The sequence below is a fragment of the Marinobacter sp. EhC06 genome (assembly GCF_001650915.1).
In the GTDB taxonomy this organism is placed as follows: domain Bacteria; phylum Pseudomonadota; class Gammaproteobacteria; order Pseudomonadales; family Oleiphilaceae; genus Marinobacter.
In genome coordinates, this window is the sequence record NZ_LXYO01000023.1 from 743,621 (window position 1) to 763,439 (window position 19,819).

General features: G+C 58.9%; 20 protein-coding genes. 17 read left to right on the forward strand and 3 right to left on the reverse strand.

The genetic code is table 11. The features are described from left to right. The first annotated feature begins 4 nt into the window (after window positions 1-4). From rpoH to A8B84_RS13305, 5 genes are all read left to right on the forward strand, one after another. Window positions 5-865 carry an RNA polymerase sigma factor RpoH gene (gene rpoH / locus A8B84_RS13285; RefSeq protein WP_064229621.1) on the forward strand — a complete coding sequence of 287 codons (861 nt, stop codon included), beginning with the start codon at window positions 5-7 and terminating at the stop codon, window positions 863-865. A gap of 242 nt (window positions 866-1,107) precedes the next feature. Then, the gene (locus A8B84_RS13290; protein ID WP_064229622.1) at window positions 1,108-2,019 is read left to right on the forward strand and encodes an NAD(P)-dependent oxidoreductase; all 912 of its coding nucleotides are present in this window, start codon (window positions 1,108-1,110) and stop codon (window positions 2,017-2,019) included. Between the two features lie 7 nt (window positions 2,020-2,026). Further along, window positions 2,027-2,806, forward strand: coding sequence for a hydroxypyruvate isomerase (gene hyi, locus A8B84_RS13295; protein ID WP_064229623.1), 780 nt, complete (start codon window positions 2,027-2,029; stop codon window positions 2,804-2,806). A gap of 103 nt (window positions 2,807-2,909) precedes the next feature. Then, a complete protein-coding gene (locus A8B84_RS13300; RefSeq protein ID WP_008175694.1) occupies window positions 2,910-3,590 on the forward strand; it encodes a response regulator transcription factor in 681 nt (226 codons plus the stop codon). Beyond that, the gene (locus A8B84_RS13305; protein WP_064229624.1) at window positions 3,577-5,067 is read left to right on the forward strand and encodes a sensor histidine kinase; all 1,491 of its coding nucleotides are present in this window, start codon (window positions 3,577-3,579) and stop codon (window positions 5,065-5,067) included. Before A8B84_RS13300 ends, A8B84_RS13305 begins: the two co-directional genes overlap by 14 nt. Here the strand turns inward: A8B84_RS13305 and A8B84_RS13310 are convergent. Next, window positions 5,061-5,342, reverse strand: a complete 282-nt coding sequence (locus A8B84_RS13310) for a hypothetical protein (RefSeq protein ID WP_064229625.1) — start codon at window positions 5,340-5,342, stop codon at window positions 5,061-5,063. The two genes, A8B84_RS13305 and A8B84_RS13310, sit on opposite strands and share 7 nt — an antisense overlap. A gap of 301 nt (window positions 5,343-5,643) precedes the next feature. On the opposite strand from A8B84_RS13310, the gene greB reads away from it, so the two are divergent. Further along, window positions 5,644-6,159 carry a transcription elongation factor GreB gene (greB, locus tag A8B84_RS13315; RefSeq protein ID WP_064229626.1) on the forward strand — a complete coding sequence of 172 codons (516 nt, stop codon included), beginning with the start codon at window positions 5,644-5,646 and terminating at the stop codon, window positions 6,157-6,159. Between the two features lie 117 nt (window positions 6,160-6,276). Further along, window positions 6,277-6,732: a hypothetical protein gene (locus A8B84_RS13320; protein WP_227512823.1), complete on the forward strand. Its 456-nt coding sequence runs from the start codon at window positions 6,277-6,279 to the stop codon at window positions 6,730-6,732. Between the two features lie 9 nt (window positions 6,733-6,741). On the opposite strand, the gene A8B84_RS13325 is transcribed toward A8B84_RS13320, so the two are convergent. Next, window positions 6,742-7,059, reverse strand: coding sequence for a site-specific integrase (locus A8B84_RS13325; protein ID WP_064229628.1), 318 nt, complete (start codon window positions 7,057-7,059; stop codon window positions 6,742-6,744). A 133-nt stretch (window positions 7,060-7,192) separates the two neighbouring features. Beyond that, complete coding sequence (locus tag A8B84_RS13330; protein WP_064229629.1) at window positions 7,193-7,453, reverse strand: acyl-CoA-binding protein; 261 nt, start codon at window positions 7,451-7,453, stop codon at window positions 7,193-7,195. A 277-nt stretch (window positions 7,454-7,730) separates the two neighbouring features. Here A8B84_RS13330 and tssB point away from each other — a divergent pair, with 277 nt between their 5' ends. The 10 genes from tssB to tssH all read left to right on the forward strand — a co-directional run bounded on the left by tssB (window position 7,731) and on the right by tssH (window position 19,785). Further along, entirely contained in the window at window positions 7,731-8,228 is a 498-nt protein-coding gene (tssB, locus tag A8B84_RS13335; protein ID WP_008175709.1) for a type VI secretion system contractile sheath small subunit, read from the forward strand. 56 nt (window positions 8,229-8,284) lie between these two features. Then, window positions 8,285-9,766: a type VI secretion system contractile sheath large subunit gene (gene tssC / locus A8B84_RS13340; RefSeq protein ID WP_064229630.1), complete on the forward strand. Its 1,482-nt coding sequence runs from the start codon at window positions 8,285-8,287 to the stop codon at window positions 9,764-9,766. Between the two features lie 3 nt (window positions 9,767-9,769). After that, window positions 9,770-10,210: a type VI secretion system baseplate subunit TssE gene (tssE, locus tag A8B84_RS13345; RefSeq protein ID WP_008175712.1), complete on the forward strand. Its 441-nt coding sequence runs from the start codon at window positions 9,770-9,772 to the stop codon at window positions 10,208-10,210. Window positions 10,211-10,356: 146 nt separating this feature from the next. Further along, a complete protein-coding gene (gene tssF / locus A8B84_RS13350) occupies window positions 10,357-12,129 on the forward strand; it encodes a type VI secretion system baseplate subunit TssF (protein WP_064229631.1) in 1,773 nt (590 codons plus the stop codon). Beyond that, on the forward strand, window positions 12,093-13,109 hold the full coding sequence (tssG, locus tag A8B84_RS13355; RefSeq protein ID WP_064229632.1) for a type VI secretion system baseplate subunit TssG: 1,017 nt from the start codon (window positions 12,093-12,095) through the stop codon (window positions 13,107-13,109). Before tssF ends, tssG begins: the two co-directional genes overlap by 37 nt. A 20-nt stretch (window positions 13,110-13,129) precedes the next feature. Further along, window positions 13,130-14,446 (forward strand): type VI secretion system-associated FHA domain protein TagH, encoded by a 1,317-nt coding sequence (gene tagH, locus A8B84_RS13360; RefSeq protein ID WP_064229633.1) that lies wholly within the window; start codon window positions 13,130-13,132, stop codon window positions 14,444-14,446. After that, the gene (gene tssJ / locus A8B84_RS13365; protein ID WP_064229634.1) at window positions 14,443-14,976 is read left to right on the forward strand and encodes a type VI secretion system lipoprotein TssJ; all 534 of its coding nucleotides are present in this window, start codon (window positions 14,443-14,445) and stop codon (window positions 14,974-14,976) included. Before tagH ends, tssJ begins: the two co-directional genes overlap by 4 nt. After that, a complete protein-coding gene (gene tssK / locus A8B84_RS13370) occupies window positions 14,976-16,310 on the forward strand; it encodes a type VI secretion system baseplate subunit TssK (protein ID WP_064229635.1) in 1,335 nt (444 codons plus the stop codon). Before tssJ ends, tssK begins: the two co-directional genes overlap by 1 nt. Window positions 16,311-16,313: 3 nt before the next feature. Then, entirely contained in the window at window positions 16,314-17,141 is an 828-nt protein-coding gene (gene icmH, locus A8B84_RS13375) for a type IVB secretion system protein IcmH/DotU (RefSeq protein WP_064229636.1), read from the forward strand. A gap of 10 nt (window positions 17,142-17,151) precedes the next feature. Beyond that, window positions 17,152-19,785 carry a type VI secretion system ATPase TssH gene (gene tssH, locus A8B84_RS13380; protein ID WP_064229637.1) on the forward strand — a complete coding sequence of 878 codons (2,634 nt, stop codon included), beginning with the start codon at window positions 17,152-17,154 and terminating at the stop codon, window positions 19,783-19,785. Window positions 19,786-19,819 lie beyond the last annotated feature (34 nt).

Below are 19,819 nucleotides of genomic sequence, written 5' to 3' on the forward strand. Positions count from 1 at the left end.
GAGCATGGGTACGAGTTTACAACTGGTTGATAGGCTGGTTCCGGGTCAGAATCTCGAGTCTTATATTCAGGCTGCGAGCCGCATTCCGGTGCTCACAGTGGATGAAGAGCGGGAGCTGGCAGAGCGGCTCCATTACGAAGGCGACGTGGAAGCTGCCCGTCAACTGGTTATGTCTCACCTGCGCTTTGTGATTCACATTGCCCGGAGTTATTCGGGTTATGGTTTGGCACAGGCCGACCTGATTCAGGAAGGCAACGTTGGCCTGATGAAAGCGGTTAAACGCTTTAATCCGGAATACGGCGTGCGCCTTGTTTCCTTTGCGGTGCACTGGATCAAGGCAGAGATTCACGAATTTATCCTGCGCAACTGGCGCATTGTGAAAGTGGCCACTACCAAGGCCCAGCGCAAACTGTTCTTTAACCTGCGCAGCCAGAAGAAAAAGCTTGCCTGGCTGAGCCATGACGAGCTGAACGCTGTTGCCGAGGATCTGGGTGTAGAGCCCAAGGTTGTCCGGGAGATGGAAGGCCGGCTGGCTTCCCAGGATACGGCGTTTGACGGTCCGCAGGATGACGATGACGACAACGCCTATCAGGCACCTGCGTATTATCTGGAAGACACTCGCAGCAACCCGGCAACCCAGCTTGAGAACGCCGACTGGTCCGATGATTCCAACGGCCGGCTGATGCAGGCTCTGGAGCAGCTGGATGAGCGCAGCCAGGATATTCTGCGGGAGCGCTGGTTGTCTGAGAGCAAATCCACGCTGCATGAGTTGGCGGACAAGTACGGCGTATCGGCGGAACGTATCCGGCAGCTTGAGAAGAATGCGATGAAGAAAATCCGCATGCAGATGTCCGAGGCGGCCTGAGTTATCGACTAGCTTTTTCGGCTACGTGATTAAAACGCCACCACCGGTTCCGGTTGGTGGCGTTTTTGTTTGTATAATCGTCTATCTGATTTCTGTGGGAGACGCGCTTGGGCAGCCCCTCCCAAAACACGCTCCTTGCGGCACATCCATGTGGCGCTTGGGCTCCGCCATCCCTGGCTCCGCACAGTTTTGGGAGGGGCTGCCCAAGCGCGTCCCGAACCTTTGAGTAAGGCCCAATTTACATGACCTCGACTAAACCTCATATCGCATTTCTTGGCATCGGCCTGATGGGCGCGCCCATGACCCGTAACCTCCTGAACGCGGGTTTTCCAATGACGCTGTGGAACCGCACGTCCAGCAAGTGCGAGTCCTTTTCATCGGAGGCGACCATTGCCGAATCCCCGGCGGAGGCGGTTGCCGGTGCCGATGTGGTGATCACCATGCTGGAGAACAGCGATGTGGTGGAGCAGGTCTTGGTGGCTCAGGGCGTGATTGATGCCCTGAAGCCGGGCGCGCTGGTGATCGATATGAGTTCAATTCAACCTTCCGTTGCCCGGCGCCATGGCGAGTTGGTTGCAGAGCGGGGCGCTGGGTATGTGGATGCGCCGGTGTCAGGGGGAACTGTGGGTGCGGCTGAAGCCCGCCTGAGTATCATGGCGGGTGGTTTGGAAGCGGATGTGGATCGCGCCCGGCCGGTGTTCGAGGCGCTCGGCAAATGCACGCGGATCGGGCCTGTTGGCGCCGGGCAACTGGCGAAGTTGGCCAATCAGGCTATTGTTGGAATCACCATTGGTGCCGTGTCCGAGGCGCTGCTACTTGCCGCGAAAGGCGGTGCGGATCCTGCGGCCGTGCGGGAGGCGTTGCTGGGTGGATTTGCGGGTAGCCGGATTCTCGAGCTGCATGGGCAGCGCATGATTGACCGGGATTTTGCTCCCGGTGCGCCAGCCCGGATTCAGCTCAAGGACATGCGGATGATTCTGGATGAGGCCCGTGCGGAAGGGTTAACCCTGCCCCTGGCCCAGCAGACTCACAATGAATACCTGTCGCTGGTGGCCAATGGCCACAGTGATGTCGACCACAGTGGCCTGCTGCTGGAGCTGGAGCACCTGAACGGTGCCCTGCTTGGCTCCCTTGGCCGCGGCCCGAAGGAGTAACCACGTCATGCCCCGTTTTGCTGCTAACCTGTCCATGCTGTTCACGGAAGTGGACTTTCCGGAGCGGTTTGCCATGGCCCGGGCCGCCGGTTTTGAGGGGGTGGAATATCTGTTCCCCTACGCCTATCCCAAAGAGCTGCTTAGTCAGATTCTGAACGACAACAAGCTGACTCAGGTGCTGTTTAACCTGCCACCCGGTAACTGGGATGCCGGTGAGAGGGGCATCGCTTGCCTGCCGGACCGAGTTGAAGAGTTCCAGGCCGGGGTGGATCAGGCGATTGACTATGCCCGCGCTCTGGGGTGCCGCCAGTTGAACTGCCTGGCAGGGCTGAAGCCAGATCATGTTTCAGATGACATTGCCTGGCAGACGCTGGTGGACAATGTCGGCTGGGCAGCGGCCAGGCTGGCGGACGAGGGCATCACTCTGTGCCTGGAAGCCATTAACTCTCGAGTGGACATGCCCGGTTTCGTGCTGGATACCTCCGGCAAGGTTCTCGCGTTGATTGAGCAAGTGGATGCAGACAACCTGCGTCTGCAGTATGACCTCTACCACATGCAGATTATGGAAGGGGATCTGGTGCGCTCAATGGAGTGCCTGTTGCCCTGGATTGGCCACATTCAATTCGCCGATAACCCCGGGCGGCACGAGCCAGGCACAGGGGAGATTAACTTTTTGAATGTTTTTGAGGCCATCGATGCCATGGGTTATGACGGCTGGGTAAGCGCGGAATACCGGCCCAGCGGGGCGACGGCTGACAGCCTCGGCTGGTTTGAGAGGAAGGTCTGACCGTCGCCATTGGCGACACCCTCTTACAAGATCGTAACTGGCCGGGTTGCCAACTTCTTCGTACCCTTGTCGTTACTGTAATCCGCTATCGGGAGGAGAGCCGGTGAAAGCGCTGGTAATCGAAGACGATCAGGACGTTGCAAATTATCTTGTCAAAGGGCTGAAGGAATCCGACTTCGTGGTCGATCATGCGGCCGATGGCAAGGAAGGCATGATGATGGCGGCCAGCGAAGATTACGACATCATGATTGTGGACCGCATGCTGCCGGGCATGGACGGTCTTTCCATCATCAAAACGGTACGTGCGACCGGAAACCAGGTGCCGGTTCTGATTCTCAGCGCCCTGGGGGATGTGGACGACCGTGTTGAAGGTTTACGAGGCGGCGGGGATGACTACCTGACCAAGCCCTTCTCGTTCACCGAACTGCTGGCCCGTATCGAGTCTTTGGTGCGGCGTAATCGCCAGTCGGCCGAAACCGAAACCGTATTGCGGGTGGCGGACCTGGAGATGGACCTGCTGGCGCGCACGGTAAAGCGTGCCGGCCAGAATATTGATGTCCAGCCCAGGGAGTTCCGTCTGCTGGAATACCTGATGCGTAATGCCGGCCAGGTGGTCACCCGGACCATGCTGCTGGAGAAAGTCTGGGATTATCATTTTGATCCCCAGACCAATGTGATTGACGTGCACATCAGCCGGCTGCGAGCCAAGATCGATAAGGAATTCGATACACCCTTACTGCAGACCATTCGGGGTGCAGGGTACATGTTACGTGAAACTGCTTAGCCAGCTCAGGACCTCGTCCTTCCAGCTAGCCCTGCTGTACATGGTGGTGTTTGCCACCTCGGTATTTCTGTTACTGGCCTTTATCTACTGGCGTACGGCGGGCTTCATGACCGCCCAGACCGACGAAACCATCGAAGCGGAAATCGCCGGTCTGGCGGAGCAGTACCGTGGCCGTGGCGTAAATGGCCTCATCACCATCATCCGTGAACGTGTTGCCCGCGACCCCAACGCCAAATCCATCTACCTGCTGACCACCGATGACTTCCTCAAGCTGGCCGGCAATATCGAAACCTGGCCGGAAGGCAGCCGTTCCGAGAGTGGCTGGATCAATTTCACCCTCAATGAATCCGTGGGCTGGACCGGGCCCGAACGCCTCGCCCGCGCGCGAATTTTTGAGGTTCAGGGTGGCTTGCGCCTGCTGGTGGGCCGTGACGTCGACGAACTCACCAATCTCAAGCGGGTGATTGAAACCGCCATTAACTGGGGAATGGGGATCACCCTTGCACTCGCGTTACTCGGTGGTTTTTTGATGAGCCGGAGCACGACCCGGCGCATCGAGGTGATCAACAACACCTCCCGCCGGATCATGAACGGCCATCTGTCCCTGAGAATTCCAACCCGCGGCACCGACGATGATTTCGACCAGCTGGCGGAAAACCTGAATCAGATGCTCGACCGGATTGTGTACCTGATGGAAGGTATTCGGCACGTTTCCGACAGCATTGCCCACGATTTGCGTACCCCCCTGACCCGCCTACGCAACCAGCTGGAAAACACCCTGATGTCGGTGGATAACGACGAAGCAAGGGAGCAGGCTGGCCGTGCCGTTGCCGAAGCTGACCAGTTGCTGGCAACCTTTAACGCCCTGTTGCGCATCGCCCGACTGGAAACCCGTGGCAATACCGCAGATATGAAGCCGGTATCGCTGGACGAGCTGGTTGCCGATGCCTGCGAACTCTATGAAGCGCTGGCAGAGGATAAGGACCAGTCCTTTGAACAGGAGCTGGAAAGCGGTGTGAAGATTGAGGGTGATCGTGACCTTCTGTTCCAGATGGTCAGCAATCTGATTGATAATGCGATCAAGTACACCCCCGAGCATGGCGTGATTGGCGTTGCCGTTCGCCGGGAGGGCGCTGAAGCCGTCTTTGAAGTTCGCGACAGTGGCATTGGGATTCCCGATGCTGAGAAAGACCAGGTTTTCCAGCGTTTCTACAGGGTGGGCAAGAGTCGGTCGCTACCGGGTAACGGCCTGGGGCTCAGCCTGGTGAGCGCTGTTGCAGAGATTCATCAGGGCCGGATTGTTCTGAGTGATACACAGCCTGGTGAAACCCCGCCGGGGCTGACTGTAGCGGTAAGAATGCCTGCCTTTACCGAAGCTCGTAAGCGAATCCGCGCAGCCCAAGCCGAGCAGCCGGCGGATTCAGCGGCCGGGGAAACCCGAACCGCCTCAGAATCCACTGGTGTAGATACTCACTGACTGGCGCGGAACCGGTTGATCTTCGACAGCACCGGGCCGATCAGGGCGTCTTTGCGGGACTCGATCTCGTGGGTAATCTTTTCAACCTGAGAGCGGCGACGATTTACCCGCACCTGAACGCTGTCCCACTCACCTTCCAGATGCTTCTGCTCTGCCGCCAGAAAAGCCGCAATGTTGTGACGGTTGATCTTGCCGGTAATGCCGTACTGGTCCAACCGGTAGCCAATAGCATCCACGCCATTAAGTGCCATGTTCAGCAGCGTTTGGGTATTCATGTTGGTGTCTCCGTGAAGGGAATCTGTGAGAAACAATATGCTCTTACGTTATGCTCCGATCCTAGAGTCTGCAACCTAATTCCCGAAGCCAGCGTTCGTAGTTTCCCTGACCAAAAGGTAATTCCTTGGCCACGCCGGTGTAATCCTTGGTGTGCATAATTGAAACTGTAGCTTTGGAAGCCTGCAGATTTGTTGCTTGCTTCTCCCTCCAGCACAGCGCTAGCCTTACCCCGTTTTTACGGGGTTTTTTTATGCCCTTCCATATTCTGATTTCCAATTGGTAGAGGACGTTGCGAGACCAATGACCCAGGTTCCCGGTAATGGCGGCCCCCGCCCTAGATACATCACGCCGGAAGGCGAACGGGCCTTGCGTGACGAACTGCAGTATCTCTGGAAGGTCAAGCGCCCGGAAGTGACTCAGGCCGTGCGTGAGGCCGCCGCCCTTGGTGATCGATCCGAGAATGCCGAGTACATCTACGGCAAGAAGCAGCTTCGGGAAATCGACCGTCGGGTGCGTTTCCTCAGCAAGCGCCTGGAAGAACTCACAGTGGTTGACCGTTTACCAGATGACCGCGACAAGGTGTTTTTTGGTGCCTGGGTAACGGTGGAAGACGAGGAGGGCGAGGAACAGACCTATCGGCTGGTAGGCGCGGACGAGTTTGATCTGAACAAAGGCTATCTCAGCATCAACTCACCCCTGGCCCGGGCCCTGATTGGCAAACGCCTGGACGATGAGGTGAGCGTTCGCACTCCGGAAGGCTGGAAGTCGGTATTCGTGGTTGGTATTCGTTACCAGGCGCCCGCCGACGACAAGTGAATAATGTCACAAAATTGGCGAGTGCCCGGGCAGGTTGTGTGATTTGTCGATAAACTGATCAAAATTTGTCACAACTGTACGCAGACAGGATAGTCTGCCGGGGTAATTGCCATGGGTATGCGTGGAAGAACCAGGAACGTCCAGAGCAGGCTAAGCAAACCGCTGGTGTTGGCGGGGCTGATTGCCGTTCCCGTTTTTACGGGTGGGGCGTTTGCGCAGAGCGACAAGCAGGATCCCGCTTTCCATTACGAGGAGCGTTCAACAATCCATACTATCCAGCTTAACTCCATGGAGGAGGAGACCCTGGCCAACACGGTCATCGAGGGTGGTTTGTCGGCGCCGGCTGCGGGTGTTCCACTGAAGCCCCGGGTTGAGGACGATTTTTACCTGGATCCGCTGGGCCTTCGCCCTGGTGATAGCCGCACTGACCTTGGCCGTTCCCAGATTCCGGTGGAGTTCCGGTTCAGCAATCCCAAGTCCATTCCCGGGCAAACCCACAGTAACAACTACGTGATTCGTCCGCCGGAGAACCGCACCTACGACGCTCTGAACATCAATATGAACGAGCGTTGAGGCAGAATGTCAGGCGGCGGCGCAGCCGTCGTTACCGGTAGCCGTCCTACCCAGTACATCCTCATAAAAGAATGCCAGGGCCTGGCTGGCCTGATTGAAACGCGCGCGGGATACCCGCATGCGATCACTCAGATACTCGAGAAAGAGCTGGCGATCTTCATTGGCCAGTGCATCAGGATCCTTCAGATCGGTGAACAGCACGAATCGGGTGATCCAGTGAAGGTAGGTCTGCTCTGAGCGGTGATTGAGCTTGTGCTTGTGAATGGCGTCCTTGACCCGTGCCACTAAGCCTGGCTGGGACTGTTCCAGCGCCTCGGTGATGTCCATAAATAACTCTTGCTGATGAATTGGTCTTGTTATTTTGGGCGCATCTTATGACAAGAGATTTACGAGCGCAAAGCTTTATTCAGGAAGATTGACTCTGGTCAGTTTATGACCAGAGTCTGGGCTGGAACGCCAGTTATTTCAGGGCTTCGAGCTTGTCGATGTACTTCTGCATGGCATCATCGCTGGACATGCCTTTCAACTTCTCCCAGGCATCAAACTTGGCGCGGCCGACAAAATCCATCATGCCCGGGCGCTTGCCGGACACATCGCCCTCGGTGGCCTGCTTGTAGAGGGCATAGAATTCCAGTTTCATCTCGTTGGAGGGTTTGAAGTCGCCCTCAGCGGTCTGGATATAGTTAACGGCTTCGTCGAAGCGGGTTCTCAGGTCACTCATGTTGATCTCCGTATGGTTTTACTTTGGTCCTGTTTGTTGAGCGAGTATAGCCACCGCCACTGGCTCCGTCATTGACCGAATCTTCTTTGGTTATTGGCGGAAAGGAAAGCCCGGGCATTCTGGCAAAAGCTTGCCCGGGTGCACATTACGGAAAAATGCTGGCCAGTTTTTGCTTGAGAAAGGCAAATGATCTGTGTAGAGTTTTTCTCGTTGCGTGCCAGGAGGGTGCGTACAAGGGATTGAACAATTGCAAATGATTTGCACAGGGAGCAAGCGCATGTCTTCAAAAGACGGTTCCGTCGCGCCTAAAGAGCGCATCAATATCAAGTACGTCCCCGCCACCGGAGATCAGCAGGCAGAAACCGAATTGCCGCTGAAGATGTTCGTTGTTGGTGATTTCAAGGGACACGCCGAAGAAACCCCGATCGAAGATCGCAAGGCCATTTCCGTCGACAAGAACAATTTCCGTTCGGTCATGAAGGAAGCCGGCCTGACCCTTTCCACCACCGTGACCAACAAGCTGGATGAGGAAGCCGACGAACTGCCGGTAAACCTGGAATTCCAGACTCTTGATGATTTCTCCCCCGACAGCGTTGCCCGTCAGGTTCCGGAGCTGAACAAGCTGATTGAACTGCGGGAAGCCCTGGTGGCCTTGAAAGGCCCTCTGGGTAACGTGCCGTCGTTCCGCTCCAAGCTCCAGGAACTGCTGGACAACGACGACGCCCGGGACAAGCTGCTGGCCGAACTGGAACTGGCCACCGACAGCAACGAGTAAGCGAACGCGCGCTCATAACTTCCGATTGAATTCAAAACGTACTGAAGGGATGTGGTATGTCTGATACTGCTGTGCAGCAATCTGCTGCCTCCGAATCCGTTGCAGAAGGGTCTTTGCTGGACCAGGTCATGGCCAACAGCCGTATGGCCCCGGCGGATGAGGGTTACGATGTCGCTCGCAAGGGCGTGGCAACGTTTATCGCCAACCTGCTGAAAAGCGAGGAGAAAGGCCAACCGGTCAATAAGGCTCTGGTGGACCAGATGGTGGTTGAGCTGGATCGGAAGATCAGCGCCCAGATGGATGAAATCCTGCACGCGCCCAAGCTGCAGGAACTGGAGTCTTCCTGGCGTGGCCTGAAGCTGATGGTCGATCGCACCGACTTCCGCGAAAACATCAAGGTGGATATCCTCCACGCCACCAAGACCGAACTGCTGGAAGACTTCGAGTTCGCGCCCGACGTCACCCAGACCGGCTTCTACAAGCACATCTATTCCACGGAATATGGCCAGTTCGGTGGTGAACCGGTCGGCGCGGTTGTTGGCAACTACGCCTTTACCCCGTCTACACCAGACATGAAGTTGCTGCAGTACGTGTCATCTGTCGGAGCGATGGCCCATGCCCCGTTCCTGTCCTCGGTGGCCCCGTCGTTCTTCGGCGTCGACAGCTACCAGGAACTGCCCGCCATCAAGGAACTGAAGGCCGTTTTCGAAGGCCCGAAATACGCCAAATGGCGCTCTCTGCGTGAATCCGAAGACGCCCGCTATCTGGGGCTCACTTCACCGCGCTTCCTGCTGCGGGTACCTTACGATCCCACCGAAAACCCGGTGCGCAGCTTCAACTACAAGGAAGACGTATCGGCGGACCACGAGCATTACCTGTGGGGCAACACAGCCTACCTGCTGGCCACCCGCCTGACCGAAAGCTTCGCCAAGTACCGCTGGTGTCCGAACATCATCGGTCCCCAAAGTGGCGGCGCAGTCGAGGACCTGCCGGTGCACCTGTTCGAATCCTTCGGTCAGCTGGAAGCCAAGATCCCGACCGAAGTGCTGATCACCGATCGTCGCGAATACGAAATGGCAGACGAGGGCTTCATTGCCCTGACCATGCGCAAGGGCAGCGATAACGCGGCCTTCTTCTCCGCCAACTCGGTGCAGAAACCCAAGCAGTTCCCCAACACCAAGGAAGGCAAGGAAGCGGAAACCAACTACAAGCTGGGTACCCAGCTGCCTTACATGATGATCGTCAACCGCCTGGCCCACTACATCAAGGTCCTGCAGCGGGAACAGATCGGCTCATGGAAGGAGCGCCAGGACCTGGAGCGTGAGTTGAACACCTGGATTCGCCAGTACGTGGCCGATCAGGAAAACCCGCCCGCGGAAGTCCGCAGCCGTCGACCCCTGCGCGCGGCACAGGTCACCGTCTCTGACGTGGAAGGCGATCCGGGCTGGTACCAGGTGTCCCTGGCGGTTCGGCCCCACTTCAAGTACATGGGTGCCAACTTCGAACTGTCACTGGTTGGCCGGCTGGACAAGGATTAATCCGTGTTCCAGCACCCGGCCAGCGACGGATCGCAGGCCGGCAGCGGCAGCCTGTTCGAGAGACTGGAGCAGGCTGCCGAACCGGCCGGCCAGAGTATGGGAGAAGTCACCCACGTTGTTGAATCCATCAAGCGCCATCTGGTTCGGCTGCTGAACGCCCACCCGGGCAACAGCGCCAGCGTGCCGGATCTGGGCCTGCTGGACTTCAACGACGCCACGCTCGGCACCCACGATCTGAGCGTCCAGATCCGTGGCGCGATCCGGCAGTGCATCGAGAAGTTCGAACCCAGGGTGAAGCGGGTGGATGTGGTTAATCTGCCCCAGGGACCCGATCCGCTGCAGTTGCGGTTTCAGGTGACCGTGTACCTGAATGTCGGCGCAAATGACGACAAAACGACCATAGATTTAGTATTGGATGACAAACGTTACTACCAGGTGGTGTAACGAAACGGATAAGCAAACACCAAGGATGGCGAGAGACGGTGGGGATGCTTTTCTGCAGGGAAAAAAATGTCTGAGCGCAGCGAGTTGTTTTTTCCCGGAAGAAAAGTGTACCGACCGTCTCATACTCCCAAGGATGCGGTAGTTGTATGAAGTTAAATCGGTTCTACAGGGACGAGTTGAGTTTTCTCAGGCTTCAGGGCCGGGAATTCGCGGATGCCCATCCGCAGTTGACACGGTTTCTGTCCGAGCAGAGCACCGATCCAGATGTTGAACGGCTGCTGGAAGGTTTTGCTTTCCTGACCGGAAAGCTCCGGGAAAAGGTCGAGGACGAGTTCCCGGAGATTACCCACTCGCTGCTGAACATGTTGTGGCCGAATTATCTGCGGCCGGTACCCAGTTGCACGATCATGCGCTTTGATCCGCAGTTGCATGCCATCAGTGAGCGCCAGAGGGTAGACCGCCACACCGAGATCAAGAGCCGGCCCCTGGGCGATGCCAATCGCCAGACCCAGTGCCGGTTCCGCACCTGCCGCGCGGTGGACGTATTTCCCGTGAGCGTTGCCGCGGCCCATGCCGAACACTCGCGCGAGGTATCGTCTGTCACCGTGGACCTTGCGCTGCATACCGATCAGCCCCTGTCGTCACTGGGTATGGAAAGCCTGCGCTTTTATCTGGGCGGCGAGAGTCATATCGCCGAAACCTTGTTTCTCTGGCTGAACCACTATCTCGAACGCATCGATCTGGTGGTGGGGGACGCTGTATACCGCCTGCCGGCCTCGCTGTTGCAGCCGGTGGGATTTGGCAACGATGAGGCTCTGCTGCCGTACCCGAAGAACGCCTACCCCGGCTACCGCATTCTGCAGGAATACCTCAGCTTCCCTGAGGCCTTCCGTTTCGTGGACATCCACGGCCTGGCACGCCGGCTGCCTGCGCTGCAGGCGGACGAAATCAGCCTGCGTTTCCATTTCAGCCGTATCCTGCCGCCGGACGCCAAGGTGCGGGAAGACAATTTTCAGCTCTACTGCACACCGGCGGTGAACCTGTTTACCCATGAAGGCGAACCGGTGGATCTGAACGGCCGCCAGACCGAATACCGGATTTCGCCTTCCAGCCGCTCCCCGGACCACTACGAGGTGTTCAGCATCGAGCAGGTGGAAGGCTGGCTGGAGGGTCGGTCCGGGCGCGGTGAGCCCCGCATCTACACGGCCTTCGAGAGTTTCCAGCATGAGGTGGAACGGGACCGGGGACGTACCGCCCTGTACTACCGGGTCCGGGCCCGGGACAGCGTGCGCGGGGACGGTTTTGATCATTACATGTCATTTGTCCGGGGCGACGAATCCGAGTGCCTGAGCCGGCAAGAAGCGGTTTCCCTGACCCTGACCTGTACCAACCGCCAGTTGCCCAGCCAGCTGGCGGTTGGCGAAATCTGCATGGCGACCGAGAGCACGCCGGCGTTTGCCACCTTCAGCAACATTACCCGGCCCACGGCGACCCTGCGGCCAACCCTGGATGGCAGCCTGTTGTGGACGCTGATCTCGAATCTGTCACTCAATTACCTGTCCATGCTGGATGTGGATGCCCTGCGCACGGTGCTGCGGGTCTATGATTTCCGGGCTCTGGTGGACCGTCAGGCGGAGCGGGTATCCCAGAAGCGTCTGGCTGGTATTACCGGTATCGAGACGGCTCCGGTTGACCGGATGGTCAAGGGCCTGCCGGTGCGGGGGATCCGCTCGGTACTGAAACTGGACCAGCAGGCCTTTGCATCGGAGGGTGATCTTTACCTGTTTGGCACGGTTCTCAGCCAGTTCTTTGCTCTTTACGCCAGTATCAACGCATTTCACCAACTGGAAGTGGTGAACACCGATAATCAGGAACGGTACACATGGACGTTACAGCAAGGTCAGCAGCCGCTGATGTAGCCGAGCTGCAACCCGTTCTGGGCAATGCGCGGCGATACAGTTTTTTCCAGCTGGTGGATCTGATTCACCGGCACCACGGGGATGATCTGGAGCGAAACAGCGACGACCAGCCCCGTCAGGAACGGATCCGGTTTTCCGCCTCCGCGGGGCTGGGGTTTCCCGGCAGCGATGTGGTTTCGGCGCTGTCGCCGGAGCACGAGCATGCCCCGTATCAGATGGAAGTCAGCTTTCTGGGGTTGCACGGCTCCCAGTCGCCGTTGCCGGGCTATTACCTGGAGGATCTGGCCTGGGAAGCGGGGCAGAATCTGGGCATCCGGCGGCATTTTCTTGATTTTTTCAATCACCGCCTGGTCACGCTGTTCCACCGGGCGTGGCGCAAGTATCGCTATTACGTTCGGTTTCAACCCGGTGCCTCGGACGGCTTTTCAGAACTGATCTTTGCCCTTATAGGACTCGGCGACAGCCGGTTGCGGGAGGCAACACCGGTTAACTGGTCCAAGATGCTGGCCTATTCCGGCCTGATGGCCGGTCGCAGCCGGTCGCCGGAGGTGGTGAGCGGCATCGTTGCCCATTGCTTCGATCTGGACGATGTCAGTATTGAACAGTGGGTCCTGCGCAAGGTGGCCATCGCCGATGATCAACAGACCCGACTGGGCCAGGCCAACGCCTCTCTGGGCAGCGACACATTGGTGGGATCGGCCATTCGGGATCGCAGTGGCAAATTTGTGCTCCGGTTGCGGAATCTCAGCCGACAGCGCTTTGCGGATTTCCTGCCCAATGGCCAGGACCACCAGCGCCTGGTCAAACTGGTGGAGTTCGCTACGCGGGAGCAACTGGCCTACGACCTGGAGCTTCAAATGCGTCCGAAAGACATCCGCCCCATGGAGCTGGGGGAAGATGTCCGGCTGGGCTGGAATTCCTTCGTGACCCCGGAAAAGGCTCGGCGCCGACCGGCGGTCCGGATTCAGATTCGCCGGTAAACCCGGCAGGGAAGGCATTCATGGATGAACAACAGGCTGCGGGCCTCAAGCTGACAGTCACCAATCCGACCGTTGCCGGCGGTGGGGCAACCATCGAGCACTGTTTCAGCGTTCGCGGCGGCTCTATCGGCACAGCAGCCAGTGATACCTGGCGGTTATCGTCCCAGCGAACGGGTGCGGTTCCTGGCCACGCAGAGATCCGTTTTCTGGACGGCGGCTTCTGCCTGATTGATCGCAGTGGCCGGACCTACATCAATAGCGCAAGTCAGCCTGTAGGCCGGGGCCGTCGGGCACGACTGAATCATGGCGATACCGTCAGTATTGGTCGCTATCAACTTCGTGCGGAGTTCGCCGAGGCTGTTGGCGAACCGTTGCTTGAGAGCGGTGAGGCAGAGCAGGCCGGGCAACTGATTGATGTCGATGAAGGGCCACTGATGCGGGCCGAGGACTTAACCAGCCAGACCGGGAACCCGGAGCCACTGCAGAATCTTGCCCTGGTAGCCGGGGAGGCCGTCAGTGATGACCCATTGGCGCCCTGGAACGGGCAGCCGGACGAGCAGAAGTCGGATACTGATGCGCTGATGGCCAGCGAGACCTCCTGGCGCGCCGCTGAAAGGCATGTTTCGGATGAGTACCGTGAAAACCGCGACGTAGCAATGGGCCTACCCGTTCGCAAAGGAGAGAAAGACAGGATGCCTGAGATTGCAAAGAGCGCTGATCGCCGGGAGGCTTCAGATCAGAGCAGCAAACACATCAGTGGTGGCCCCCTGTTGCGGGGTATGGAAGCCGGGCTGGACTTTGCTGACAGCGATGAGATGCGTCTGTTCCTGGAGGAAGCGGGGCAGACTCTGAAGGCGACCGTGGAAGGGTTGTTGGCGCTGCACCAGGGAGAAGACAGCAGGCATCAGGCGCTGCGAACCCGCCTGCAACCCATTGAGGATAATCCACTGCGGTTGGGTGAGGGTTATGAAGATACGGTGCAGACCCTGTTCGCCAGCCACCGTAGCCCGGTTCACCTGTCGGCGCCGGCGGCGGTGCGGGAGAGTCTGCAGAGCCTGGATCACCACCAGCAGGCAACCCGTGAGGCCATCAGCGAGGCGCTGGAGGCCATCCTGCATGCCTTTTCGCCCGAGGCCTTGCTGCGTCGTTTCCATGGTTACCGTCGGGGACTGCGCCAGAACGAGGACGAGGGGCGCTGGGCCTGGGATATGTACCAGCATTATTACCGAGAGTTGAAATCCAGTCGTCAGCAGGGATTCGAGCGCCTGTTCCAGGAAGTGTTCGAACAGGCTTACGACCAGAACCTGCGCCAACTACAGAGGGAGAACCCGTTGTGAAGACCTGCAAATGGAGTTTGCTGGCCATCGTATTCGTGCTTGCCGGATGCAGCACCCCATATAACGCGGTCACCAAAACCGCAAAAGTGCTCTGGGACCCGGATATCCCGGTGGGGTACCCGGAGGATCTGCCCAGCCGGGTCGGTCTGACCATGGTGGCCGAACCGGATGTAAACCCGAACGAATCTCTGGCACCCACGCCCATTGCGTTTCAGATCATCGAGATGCGCGACAGCTCACTGTTGATGGCCGGGGATTTCGACCAGCTACTGAGTGACCTCGAGTCGTCACTGGGCCAGAACTATGTCGATCATAGCGATTACTCCCTGGTGCCGGGCCAGTTCAAGTTCATCGAACCCTTCGAGATTGGCCAGGACACCCGATTTATCGGCGTGATCGCCTTTTACGCCTATCCCAACCTGTCTCAGTGGAAGAAGGTGGTGAAGGTGGATCCAATCGGCGGCCGCTACAACCTGCTGGTGAACCTGCGGGAGCGGGAAGTTCAACTCAAGCATTCGGATGACACCTGATGGCGGTAACCAATCGAGTCGTCTGGAGTGATGGCCTGTTCATCAAGCCCCAACACTTCCAGCAACAGCAGCGATATCTGGAACACCAGATCAATGAACGGGCGCTCGCGATCTCCGATTATCTGTATGGCTTCAGCGACCTGGAACTGAACGCAGAGTACCTGAGTTTCGGCCGGGTTGGCCTGGTTCGGGCATCCGGATTGTTCCCGGATGGCACCCGCTTCAGTCTGCCCCAGGAAGACGTGATGCCTGAACCGATGGAAATCACCGAAGCCTCAGTGGCCAATCAGGTCGTCTACCTGGCGCTGCCGCTGGGCAGTGAAAGCCTGGCGGAAGTGGAATGGCCGGACGCCCCCGTGGCCGGCCGGTTCCGTGCCGACTCCCGGGAAATCCGGGATCTGCATTCTATCGACGGCGATGCTCACACCATTGATGTGGGCCGCGTGGCGCCCCGCCTGATGCTGGAGCGGGAAGATCGCAGCGCCTATGCGGCCCTGGCTATCGGCCGGATTCTTGAAAAGCGCCCGGACGGAAGCCTGGTGATGGATCCGAACTTCCTCCCCACCATGCTGAGTGTGCGAGCCGCACCCAGGCTCCAGAGATTTGTCGGTGAAATGGCCGGACTGATGCGGGAGCGGGCACGCAATATCGCCGAGCGTGTCGGTGCACCGGGGCAGGGCGGTGTTGCCGACGTGGCGGATTTCATGTTGCTGCAGATGCTGAATCGGGCCCATCCCAGGTTCATGCACCTGGCCCGCCTGCGCCAGTTGCATCCTGAACGGCTGTTCGAAGCCCTGCTGGAACTGTGTGGCGAGCTGGTGACCTTCACCGATGAAGGGCGCCTGCCGAGGGAGTACCCGGCCTATGACCACGATCTGCCGGAGGATTGTTTTACCCCGCTCATGCAGGTTCTGCGGCAGTCCCTGAGCACGGTGCTGGAACCAAGAGCCCTGGCTATCCAGCTTCAGCAGCGCCAGTATGGCCTGACCGTGGCCCCGGTTCAGGATGCCCAGTTGGTCCGGGATGCGGAATTCATTCTTGCGGTCAAAGCCGACATGCCGCTGGACGATCTGCGCAAGCAGTTCACCCAGCAGTGCAAGGTGGCCTCGGTGGAGAAAATACGGGATCTCATCAGCCTGCAGCTGCCGGGAATTCCGCTCGCTGCGTTACCGGTTGCACCCCGGCAGTTGCCTTACCACGCCGGCTTCGTGTACTTCCGCCTGGACGACCAGAGCCAGGCCTGGCAAATGCTCGACAACGCCAGCGGCTTCGCATTCCACGTGGCCGGCAGTTTCCCGGGCATGGAAATGCAGTTCTGGGCAATCAGGAGCTAAATCATGGCAGATGCACAGGTAATGGACTTACCCAACGGCAGCAGGAATTCCGGCAGCAGTGCGTTCAGTGATCTGATTTTTGCCAACAGCCGGGCAGCCGCTGAGGGCAACAGGGAAGGCCAGGTCGACGAGCAGTTCCAGCTCAGGGGGTTGGAACATAACCGCCTGATTGACGCCGCCACACCCTTGCTTGGCCTGGTGATCAGGATACGCAGGCTGGCGGATTATCGCGCGGTGGAAACCCTCTACCAGCAGGTGGTGGATGAAATCGCTGCCATCGACCGGGAACTGGTGGAACAGGGTTACGACCGGCCGGTTGTTGTCGCTTATCGGTACGTTCTCTGCGCCTTCATCGACGAGGCCGTGCTGGGAACCGACTGGGGCGCCCATAGCGTCTGGTCTCAGCACTCCCTGCTGTCCCGCTTCCACAACGAGACCTGGGGTGGGGAAAAGGTTTTTGCCATTCTTGCCCGGATGGAACAGGAACCGGCCCGCTATCGCGACATGCTGTCGTTTATCTACCTGTGCCTCTCTCTGGGTTTCGAAGGGCGGTACAAGGTGATGGAAAACGGCCGGGATGAATACGACCAGATTGTCCGTGGCCTGCACGAGCAACTGAAAGCGTTGCAGGAGGAACAGGACCAGCCGCCTCTTGCGGATGCCCGGGCGAACGTGACGCCAACCCGGAACCGGTTGCGCAGCGGCATGCCCGTCTGGGGCATTGCAGGTCTGTTTGTGGCGGTCATGGCCGGCATCTACTCCCTGTATAACATGGCACTGAACGAGCGCATCACGGACGTATTGCGCGTACTCGACCAACTACCGAAATAAGGACATCAACGTGATTCGGGTAGAACTGCCGGCGCTGATCGGGCGCCTCAACGACATTTCACGCCAGGCGCTGGAAGCCTCCGCCGCCCTGTGCATCAGCCGCCAGGGCGCGGAAATCACTCCGGCCCATTTACTGTTCAAACTGCTGGAAACACCGTTTTCCGACGTGCGCCAGATTCTGGAGCACACCGGCATTGAGCATCAGCAACTGCAACCGCTGGTAGGCGACAGCCTGAACGGAGAGGCGCAAAGTGCTGAGCCCTACCCATCGTTCTCGCCGCTGTTGGTGGAACTGATGCAGGATGCCTGGCTGCTGGCTTCCACCGAACTGGGCCACACCGAACTGCGTTCCGGCGCGGTATTCCTGGCCCTGCTGATGAATGCTGACCGATACCTTATGCCCCGGGTGGCACAGTTACTGGCGGACATCAACCGTGAGCAGCTGCGCAAGCAATTTGATCGGTTCACCCAGGGCTCCGCGGAGCGGCTGGAACCGAGCGAGCACGAATTCGGGCAACCGGTGGCCAGCGCGGATCTGGACCCGCTCAAACGCTACGCCACCGACTTCACCGGACTGGCCCGGGAAGACAAACTGGACCCGGTGGTGTGCCGTGACGCCGAGATCGATCAGATGATCGACATCCTCTGCCGCCGCCGCAAGAACAACCCTATTGTGGTGGGCGATGCCGGTGTGGGCAAAAGCGCCGTGGTGGAGGGCCTGGCTCTGCGCATCGTCAACGGCGACGTGCCTGACCGCCTGAAAAGCGTTGAGCTCTGGACCCTGGACATGGGCGCCCTCCAGGCCGGCGCCTCGGTGAAGGGTGAGTTCGAGAAACGCCTCAAAGGCGTTATCGAAGCGGTCAAAGGCTCCGCTACCCCCATCATCCTGTTCATTGACGAAGCCCATACCCTGATTGGTGCCGGCAACAGCGAAGGCGGCTCCGATGCCGCCAACCTGCTCAAACCGGCCCTAGCCCGGGGCGAGCTGCGCACCATCGCCGCGACCACCTGGCGCGAGTACAAGAAATACTTCGAAAAGGACCCGGCCCTGAGCCGGCGTTTCCAGCCTGTGGCGCTGGATGAGCCCACACCCGGCGAAGCCGTCCACATCCTCCGTGGCCTGCGCACCGTCTATGAGAAAGCCCATCAGGTCCTGATCGCCGACAGCGCCCTGAAAGCCGCCGCCGACATGTCTGCCCGTTACCTTGCCGGCCGCCAGCTACCGGACAAAGCCATCGACGTACTGGACACCGCCTGCGCCCGGGTCAGCCTGAATTTGAGCATGCCGCCCAGACGCCTGAGCCACGTCCGCAGCGAGCTGCATCAGCTGGCCATGGAACAGAACCTGCTGAGCCGGGAACACACCCTGGGGCAGAGCGTGGATGCCGAACGGGAACGGGAACTGGAAAAGCGCATTGCCGGGATCACTGCCGAATCCGAAGCACTGGAACAACGCTGGAACGACCAGCGCGAGCTGGTGGCACGACTGGTGGAGATTCGGGAACAGTTGCTCACCGGCGAATCGCAGGCCGAAGCGGATACCTCTGAATTGACCGATGGGGATACAGAAGAACGCCCGGACCTGAAAAGCGAAGCCGCCGCCATCGAGCAGGAACTGACTGAACTCCAGGCCGACGAGCCGCTGGTGCACGCCCGCGTTGACGCCAGACAGGTGGCCGAAGTCATCGCCGACTGGACCGGCATTCCAGTCAATCGAATGACCACCGACGAACTGGAGAAAATTACTCACTTGCCGGCGTATCTGCAGGAGCACATCAAAGGCCAGGACACCGCCATCGACTGCCTGCACCAGCACCTGCTCACCGCCCGCGCCGACCTGCGCCGGCCCGGCCGCCCCATGGGCGCCTTCCTGCTGGTGGGTCCCAGCGGCGTTGGCAAAACCGAAACCGTGGTACAGCTGGCCGAACTGCTCTACGGCGGCCGCCAGTTCCTCGCCACTATCAACATGTCCGAATACCAGGAAAAACACACCGTCTCCCGCCTGATCGGTTCACCTCCGGGGTACGTTGGCTTCGGCGAAGGCGGCATCCTCACCGAAGCCATCCGCCAGAAACCCTACTCCGTGGTCTTGCTCGACGAAGTCGAAAAAGCCCATCCGGAAGTCCTCAACCTGTTCTACCAAGCGTTCGACAAGGGCGAACTGGCTGACGGCGAAGGCCGACTCATCGACTGCAAAAACGTCGTATTCTTCCTCACCTCCAACCTCGGCTACCAGACCATCGTCAACCACGCCGAGTCCCCGGCCAGCCTGGACGAAGCCCTCTACCCGGAATTGGCCAGATTCTTCAAACCGGCCTTGCTTGCAAGAATGGAAGTGGTGCCCTACCTGCCTCTGGGCGAGGAAACCCTCAACCGAATCGTTGGCGACAAACTCCAGCGCCTGGCGGACCAGATCAAGGCCCGTTATCACACCGAAGTGGAACTTCAGGACGGCCTGATCGATGCCATCCGCAGCCGTGCGACAAGAAGCGAAAACGGCGCAAGGATGCTTGAGTCGATCATAGAGGGTGAATTGTTACCGCCGGTTTCATTGGCGTTGCTGGAGAAACTGGCTGCGAGGGAGCCGGTGAATAGGGTGACGCTGGGGGTCGATGAGCATCGATTCGTAGGAACTGTTGCCTAAGGCAACTGAAGCGTAGCGTAGCCTGCGGGGTGGC

Coding starts and splice junctions, on each gene's coding strand:
- rpoH (WP_064229621.1), top strand. CDS start 5: ATGGGTACGAGTTTACAACTGGTTGATAGGCTGGTTCCGGGTCAGAAT.
- A8B84_RS13290 (WP_064229622.1), top strand. CDS start 1,108: ATGACCTCGACTAAACCTCATATCGCATTTCTTGGCATCGGCCTGATG.
- hyi (WP_064229623.1), top strand. CDS start 2,027: ATGCCCCGTTTTGCTGCTAACCTGTCCATGCTGTTCACGGAAGTGGAC.
- A8B84_RS13310 (WP_064229625.1), bottom strand. CDS start 5,342: ATGAATACCCAAACGCTGCTGAACATGGCACTTAATGGCGTGGATGCT.
- greB (WP_064229626.1), top strand. CDS start 5,644: ATGACCCAGGTTCCCGGTAATGGCGGCCCCCGCCCTAGATACATCACG.
- A8B84_RS13320 (WP_227512823.1), top strand. CDS start 6,277: ATGCGTGGAAGAACCAGGAACGTCCAGAGCAGGCTAAGCAAACCGCTG.
- A8B84_RS13325 (WP_064229628.1), bottom strand. CDS start 7,059: ATGGACATCACCGAGGCGCTGGAACAGTCCCAGCCAGGCTTAGTGGCA.
- A8B84_RS13330 (WP_064229629.1), bottom strand. CDS start 7,453: ATGAGTGACCTGAGAACCCGCTTCGACGAAGCCGTTAACTATATCCAG.
- tssB (WP_008175709.1), top strand. CDS start 7,731: ATGTCTTCAAAAGACGGTTCCGTCGCGCCTAAAGAGCGCATCAATATC.
- tssC (WP_064229630.1), top strand. CDS start 8,285: ATGTCTGATACTGCTGTGCAGCAATCTGCTGCCTCCGAATCCGTTGCA.
- tssF (WP_064229631.1), top strand. CDS start 10,357: ATGAAGTTAAATCGGTTCTACAGGGACGAGTTGAGTTTTCTCAGGCTT.
- tssG (WP_064229632.1), top strand. CDS start 12,093: ATGGACGTTACAGCAAGGTCAGCAGCCGCTGATGTAGCCGAGCTGCAA.
- tagH (WP_064229633.1), top strand. CDS start 13,130: ATGGATGAACAACAGGCTGCGGGCCTCAAGCTGACAGTCACCAATCCG.
- tssK (WP_064229635.1), top strand. CDS start 14,976: ATGGCGGTAACCAATCGAGTCGTCTGGAGTGATGGCCTGTTCATCAAG.
- icmH (WP_064229636.1), top strand. CDS start 16,314: ATGGCAGATGCACAGGTAATGGACTTACCCAACGGCAGCAGGAATTCC.